General features: G+C 46.1%; 6 protein-coding genes. All 6 read right to left on the bottom strand.

The genetic code is table 11. The features are described 5' to 3' along the window. Positions 1-245 precede the first annotated feature (245 nt). Positions 246-470 carry a DUF2188 domain-containing protein gene (locus NO989_RS15310; protein WP_371342826.1) on the bottom strand — a complete coding sequence of 75 codons (225 nt, stop codon included), beginning with the start codon at positions 468-470 and terminating at the stop codon, positions 246-248. A gap of 148 nt (positions 471-618) precedes the next feature. Beyond that, positions 619-927 (bottom strand): hypothetical protein, encoded by a 309-nt coding sequence (locus tag NO989_RS15305; protein WP_371342825.1) that lies wholly within the window; start codon positions 925-927, stop codon positions 619-621. Then, positions 928-2,586 (bottom strand): group II intron reverse transcriptase/maturase, encoded by a 1,659-nt coding sequence (gene ltrA / locus NO989_RS15300; protein ID WP_371342824.1) that lies wholly within the window; start codon positions 2,584-2,586, stop codon positions 928-930. It lies immediately after the preceding gene. 1,052 nt (positions 2,587-3,638) lie between these two features. Beyond that, positions 3,639-5,279, bottom strand: a complete 1,641-nt coding sequence (gene groL / locus NO989_RS15295; protein ID WP_371342823.1) for a chaperonin GroEL — start codon at positions 5,277-5,279, stop codon at positions 3,639-3,641. A gap of 40 nt (positions 5,280-5,319) precedes the next feature. Beyond that, positions 5,320-5,610, bottom strand: a complete 291-nt coding sequence (locus NO989_RS15290; RefSeq protein WP_015068434.1) for a co-chaperone GroES — start codon at positions 5,608-5,610, stop codon at positions 5,320-5,322. A 276-nt stretch (positions 5,611-5,886) separates the two neighbouring features. After that, positions 5,887-6,411 (bottom strand): FxsA family protein, encoded by a 525-nt coding sequence (locus NO989_RS15285; RefSeq protein ID WP_333972740.1) that lies wholly within the window; start codon positions 6,409-6,411, stop codon positions 5,887-5,889. Positions 6,412-6,521 lie beyond the last annotated feature (110 nt).

The following is a 6,521-nucleotide window of genomic DNA, read 5'->3' as shown; positions in this document are numbered from 1 at the left end:
TTCCCCTCAGTCAGGGTGATTCAGGTTTCTTTCAACCTGACGGGTTTGCCAGCTTCGCTGGGCAAACAAAAAAGGCGCTGCTCTATGAGCAGCGCCTTTCTTTTAAGCGTTAAGCTTGGGGGATGATGTCGGGTAAGGAACAACCATTACTGGTTGTCCCTCCCCTAAGAACCGTACGTGCGAGTTTCCCCGCATACGGCTCAAGCCTTTATAAGTCAGTACCAGAGTACAGACCGACGACTTTGCTACCCCTTAGGTGGAAATGGATCGTTTCCATACGAGTCTCGTTCACGTATTCGCCCGTCTGGGCGGTGAACAAACGCTTCTGACTTTTGTCGTCTAGCGATATCTCGAGCAGCACTCGCTGCTTCTGATTGAGTATCGTGCCTACTGGTAAAACGATCATTACCAGCTCCTTTTACGCCCCATCCACCATCAGGGTGTGGTACTGCATGTTGATTCTTAGCCATTGTTAATCCTCGATTTAAGTGCCGTTTGCCATTACTTGCTATTAACAAGTAACTGTATAATATCCAAACTGCTCCGACCAGTCAATATTAACTTGCAATATCACTTAAATCGTGAAATTAAGTGAATGACTACTCCTCTAGAACATGCTTAGAGTACTAACTCCACCTCACTATCCGATGGAAATAACCAAGAAACATTTAGAGTCACGAGCCCTTTGTTTTCTGAGACATCAATTTTAAAGCCTTGCTCCGTGATAATTTCGCGACATTCCTTTATAGCGTACTTCCGAAGTTTAACTTTTCGGAGTTCGACGGATGTACTCATCTTTTCTTTAGCAGCACTCGTTCTAATAGCCTCGAACACTATTTCAGTGACTCGACTACCAGTAAGTGTGTTAAAGCCAGCAAGCTCTCTTGCCTCATCAACATTTAAAATTTTCATTTCTAACCCTGTCACTCAAAATAAATTTCCGTGATGTAACTGCCGATGACAATTGGGATGCAACAACACCAAGTTGCTCAGTTTATCGCTACCACCTTTCACCCTTTCAACAATGTGATGGATATTCCACCCTGTCTCCTTGGTAATCAGGTTGTTGCACATAACACAGCGTTTCCGCTGTCTGAGCCAAAGCGTTAGCAACTTATCTCTACCTTTAAAAGACTCCTTCCAAGCTCGCTCTAGGCGCTGCTCAAAGTATTCTTCAAATTCCGGTAAATACGGATTTGCCTCTGCTTTTATCTTAATATGTCGCTTAATTGCCGTATCCATGATGTAAATCAGTCGGACTGTATTGCCTTTTCCATTCACACCAGAAAATACCCAGTTACGGTTGCCCACTGATTTAAAGTATTTCTCCTTAACCCAGCGTTTATGACGATTTTGATGTCGTCTTCTGCACCATTTCCAGAGCATCTTCCAAACCCTGTAGTCCACATAGTTGAAGGTTTCTTTAGCCACCACATGGCGATGATAATTCGCCCACCCCTGTAAAACAGGATTTAGCATCATTATCAAATTGCCAGCAGTGACCGTTTTGTTACCCGCAACTATTTGTTTCAACTTCCTGAGTACATTTCGCAGATTCTTCCGACTGGGCTTAATTAAAAGCTTGCCGTTGTAACTGCGTAAATTCTGACCCAGAAAATCAAAGCCCTCAGAAACATGAGTGACCAGTGTTTTCTCTTTCGATAGCGTTAGTCCTCGCTCGGCCATAAAGGCTTCAACAAAGGGTTTGACTTTATCTTCCAGTAACTCTTGCGAGATTCCTGTGATGATGAAGTCATCCGCATATCGTACGTAATTGACCTTGGTCTTGTAGGCGGCTTTGGTATTTTTCATCCCAAAATGGGATTCAAGCACCGCTTCCAAACCATCAAGCGCCATGTTGGCCAATACAGGAGAAATGATCCCGCCCTGAGGCGTTCCCGCTTCTGTCGCATGTAGACTACCGGATTCCATGAACCCTGCTTTCAGCCACTTTCTGAGTACCTGTTTATCCAACGGAATGTTGGCAAGTAACCAGTCATGACTGATGTTGTCGAAACACCCCTTAATATCCCCTTCCAAAATCCATTTGGCAGAGCTCTTCCTACTGATGTTCACAAAGCATTGCTCTATGGCATCAGCGGTCGAACGCATGGGTCTAAAACCATAGCTATTACGATCCGCAGTAGTTTCCGAAACCGGCTCAAGACCTAGCAGGTATAAGGCCTGCATAGCTCTGTCCAGCATTGTCGGTATTCCCAACGGACGGCGTTTGCCGTTTGCCTTTGGGATATAAACTCTGCGCAACGGTCTGGGCTTGTACCCGTTTCGCTTTAATCGTTCTATAGCATTCCATTTACTCTCTGGAGTGCTCCACAACTCCCCATCGACACCGGGCGTTGCTTTGCCACGGTTCTCAGTCACGCGCTTGACTGCCAATGCCTTGGCAGCAAACGAGCGCACCAACATACGTTGCAGGTTTTTCACCCTGCGCCACTGTTGCTGTTTAGTCGCCTTCGCGATCCGCACCTGTAACCCTCTCACCTGCCTGTGAACCAGATACCAGTTAATGGTATGCCAGCCCAAAGGTGGGTGGGAGAATGCAGGTACTGACATTGGCGTACTCATCTTGCTTTCCTCCTTAACCTAAAATGGAGAAAAGCCCGCCCCAAAGGGGAAGCTAATCCCCATTTGGGTTGGTTTTAAGACGGCTTTACAAGCCTTCACACAATTAAAGACCAGTCTGAAGTCTGCACCTTTTCAGGTTAGGGCAAAGTTTGAACCCCTATCTGAGCTATTACCGCTCAGCATTCGCTTTTTCAGACCTCCTTTACCCGCTCATCCAAAAGCGCTCCTTGCGGATTGCCTGCCTGCTTTACTGTTACCAATAATCAGGCGGATAATCGGGCTTACCGAGTACCGTTGCAGTTACACGAACAACGTAGGTTCTGTCTATCTACCGGTGGTCATAAGACGGCGTAATCCCAGATGTAAAAGGATTAACCGACCACGTACCTTTTGGTTAGAGCGCATCAACAATATTTCGCTCCCGCGGTTGACGGTATTTATCAACAGTTCACTTACGTTAACCATATTGCCCAGCCTAGCCCCCAGCCAGCTTATTGTTAGCCAACTATGCTTACTCTCACGAGTTAAGACACTGCTTACGCAGGGGTACATTGTCAGGAAGCTTCGCACCATGCCGTTACCAGCATCGCACTATCCCTAGGCTACTGTTAGCCGTATAACAGGTCTCGCTACCGAAGTGCCGAAACAAAGCGGTGAGACAATAACTACAACAGCTTACGCCGGAGATCGCTCCAACAGCTGAAATAACCGTGTGGTCTTGTCGAGTACGACAAGTAGAAAGGAGTATCCTCGAAGGTTAAAATTGTCGGCAGGCCAAAGCCGCCGTTCTTTTTCCCTTTCGCACAAAAGACTATGCTTCTAGATACTGACGTGTTGAAGGCAGCGTGAACACGCGCCTGTTTTCTTTATACTGATCGACAATCGTGATCAGGCGAACACTCCCTAAGGGAATGCCGTTGATCGGATTGTGCGATCCGACCAACGGATTTCGACTACTAAATTTGCAGGTGGGCTGGTGGCACTAACTTAAAAGTTAGTACTCACCATCAATATAGCCTGCTAGGTTAGCGACCTACGCGACTCTCGTCGCACTACATCATGCCGCCCATTCCGCCCATGCCGCCCATATCAGGCATTGCTGGCGCAGCTTCGTCTTTAGGTAGTTCAGCTACCATTGCTTCAGTAGTGATCATTAGTGAAGCAATTGATGATGCGAACTGTAGTGCAGAGCGCGTTACTTTAGTTGGGTCAAGAATACCCATCTCTAGCATGTCGCCGTAAGTGTCGTTACCAGCGTTGTAACCGTAGTTACCGTCGCCGTTCTTCACTTCGTTAACCACTACTGATGCTTCTGCACCTGAGTTGATAGAGATTTGACGTAGAGGCGCTTCCATTGCACGTAGCGCAAGCTTAACACCTACTGTTTGGTCTTCGTTGTCGCCAGTTAGCTCAGAAAGCTTCGCCGCTGCGCGTACTAGTGCAACACCACCACCAGGTACCACACCTTCTTCAACCGCTGCGCGAGTTGCATGTAGTGCATCTTCTACGCGGTCTTTCTTCTCTTTCATTTCAACTTCAGTCGCTGCACCAACTTTAATTACTGCAACACCGCCTGAAAGCTTAGCAAGACGTTCTTGAAGCTTCTCTTTGTCGTAGTCAGACGAAGACTCTTCAATTTGACCTTTGATTTGTGCACAACGGCCTTCAATTGCTTCTTGGTCGCCGTTACCGTCAACAACAGTGGTGTTGTCTTTGTTGATAACTACGCGCTTAGCAGTACCAAGGTCTTCTAGCTGAACTTTTTCAAGCTCAAGACCAATCTCTTCAGAGATTACAGTACCGCCAGTTAGAATAGCGATGTCTTGAAGCATTGCTTTACGACGGTCACCAAAACCAGGAGCTTTAACCGCTGCAACTTTAACAATACCACGCATGTTGTTAACTACTAGTGTAGCAAGCGCTTCGCCTTCAACATCTTCAGCGATGATCATTAGCGGCTTACCCGCTTTCGCTACGCCTTCAAGGGTAGGCAGTAGTTCGCGGATGTTAGAAATTTTCTTGTCAACCAATAAGATGAACGGGTTGTCTAGTTCAACGGTGCCGTTTTCTTGGTTGTTGATGAAGTATGGAGATAGGTAACCGCGGTCGAACTGCATACCTTCAACAACGTCTAGTTCGTTTTGAAGTGCCTGACCTTCTTCTACAGTGATAACACCTTCTTTACCTACTTTTTCCATTGCTTGAGCAATGATATCACCAACTTCTGCATCAGAGTTTGCAGAGATAGTGCCTACTTGAGCAATAGACTTGCTGTCTGCACAGTCAGTAGAAAGAGCTTTAAGCTCTTCAACTGCTGCCGCAACCGCTTTGTCGATACCGCGCTTAAGATCCATTGGGTTCATACCCGCTGCAACGCTCTTAAGACCTTCAGTTACGATTGCTTGCGCAAGTACAGTAGCAGTAGTAGTACCGTCACCTGCTTCGTCGTTCGCTTTAGACGCTACTTCTTTTACCATCTGTGCGCCCATGTTCTCGAACTTGTCTTCAAGTTCGATTTCTTTCGCTACAGACACACCATCTTTAGTGATAGTGGGTGCACCGAAAGACTTGTCTAGAACAACGTTACGGCCTTTTGGACCTAGTGTTACTTTAACTGCGTTAGCTAGTGTGTTTACGCCTTTTAGCATTTTGCTGCGAGCGTCATCACCAAAACGTACTTCTTTAGCTGCCATGATTAAATTCCTCTAAAATTCGTTTTAACGTTAGTTGTAATTACTCAACAATCGCTAGAATGTCGCTTTCGCTTAGGATAAGTACTTCTTCACCATCCAGCTTTTCTGTTTTAACGCCGTAACCGTCGTTGAAAATAACGGTGTCGCCAACTTTAACGTCTAGCGCTTTAACTTCGCCGTTCTCAAGAATGCGACCGTTACCTACTGCGATTACTTCGCCGCGTGTAGATTTTTCTGCTGCAGAACCAGTCAGAACGATACCGCCTGCAGATTTGCTTTCTTGCTCTGCGCGCTTAATGATTACGCGGTCGTGTAAAGGACGAATTGCCATTTTCAAGTCTCCTGAAAATTCCACTATTCAAAGTTGTGTGATTACCAACACTCAGACTGCCTGAATGTTGTGTGCCTGGGTTGCTCATTGCTGAGCAGTTAAAATCGTTTCTGCACGGATAGATGGGGTAGTACCCTGATAACTTCAAGGGTTTTTAAACAAAAAAATGTAAAAAAATTGGTTTTTTCGCTAAATACTTCTTTTTATTGGGCAAGTAAACGCCGTTTATCGCGGTAAACGGCGCTCATAACCTGATGGAGAGGGCGTTGGGGCTCGCTATTTTAAGCGCTTATCTGGGTCGTTAGTGGTGTGATCAGTGTACTCACCTTCAAACACATCACCATCGCTATTATTTGAACGTGGACGCTGGTCGAAAGGACTTTGCCCAAACGGTGACTGACCCTGTCCGAAGCCTGCAGTTCCCGGCCCCATACCCGGAGCGACAACACGCATTTTCATGTGCTTACTGACCTGAGCAGCAAAGAAGTGACGAGAGCCTGGTATTGCCAGCAAAAAGCCGAAAATATCGGTAATAAAGCCTGGCGTCACAAGTAAAATACCCGCAACCACCAGCATCAAGCCTTCAACTAGTTCTTTTCCTGGCACTTCATTTCGCTGCATTTTTTCTTGTGCAGTTTGCAGAGTACTCACGCCTTCGCGTTTAACAAAGTAAGCACCAATAAAGGCAGAAAGAAGTACCAAGCCAACGGTATTCCAACCACCGATCACGCTGCCCACATTTATCAGCAACGCAATCTCTAAAATAGGTAATAGGGCAAACAGTATAAATAAAACCCGCAAAATGCTTCCTCTTTCATGTATTCATAACCTGTTATAGGGTCTTTGTACGTAATAACAAGAAAAGGTGCCCACCCTTTCGCTTAAATAGCCACTTAAAGCGACCGATAACG

It is taken from the genome of Alteromonas sp. DY56-G5 (genome assembly GCF_041414725.1).
In the GTDB taxonomy this organism is placed as follows: domain Bacteria; phylum Pseudomonadota; class Gammaproteobacteria; order Enterobacterales; family Alteromonadaceae; genus Alteromonas; species Alteromonas macleodii.
Note: the sequence above shows the minus strand (reverse complement) of the source record. Positions and strands in the feature narration are given on the sequence as shown.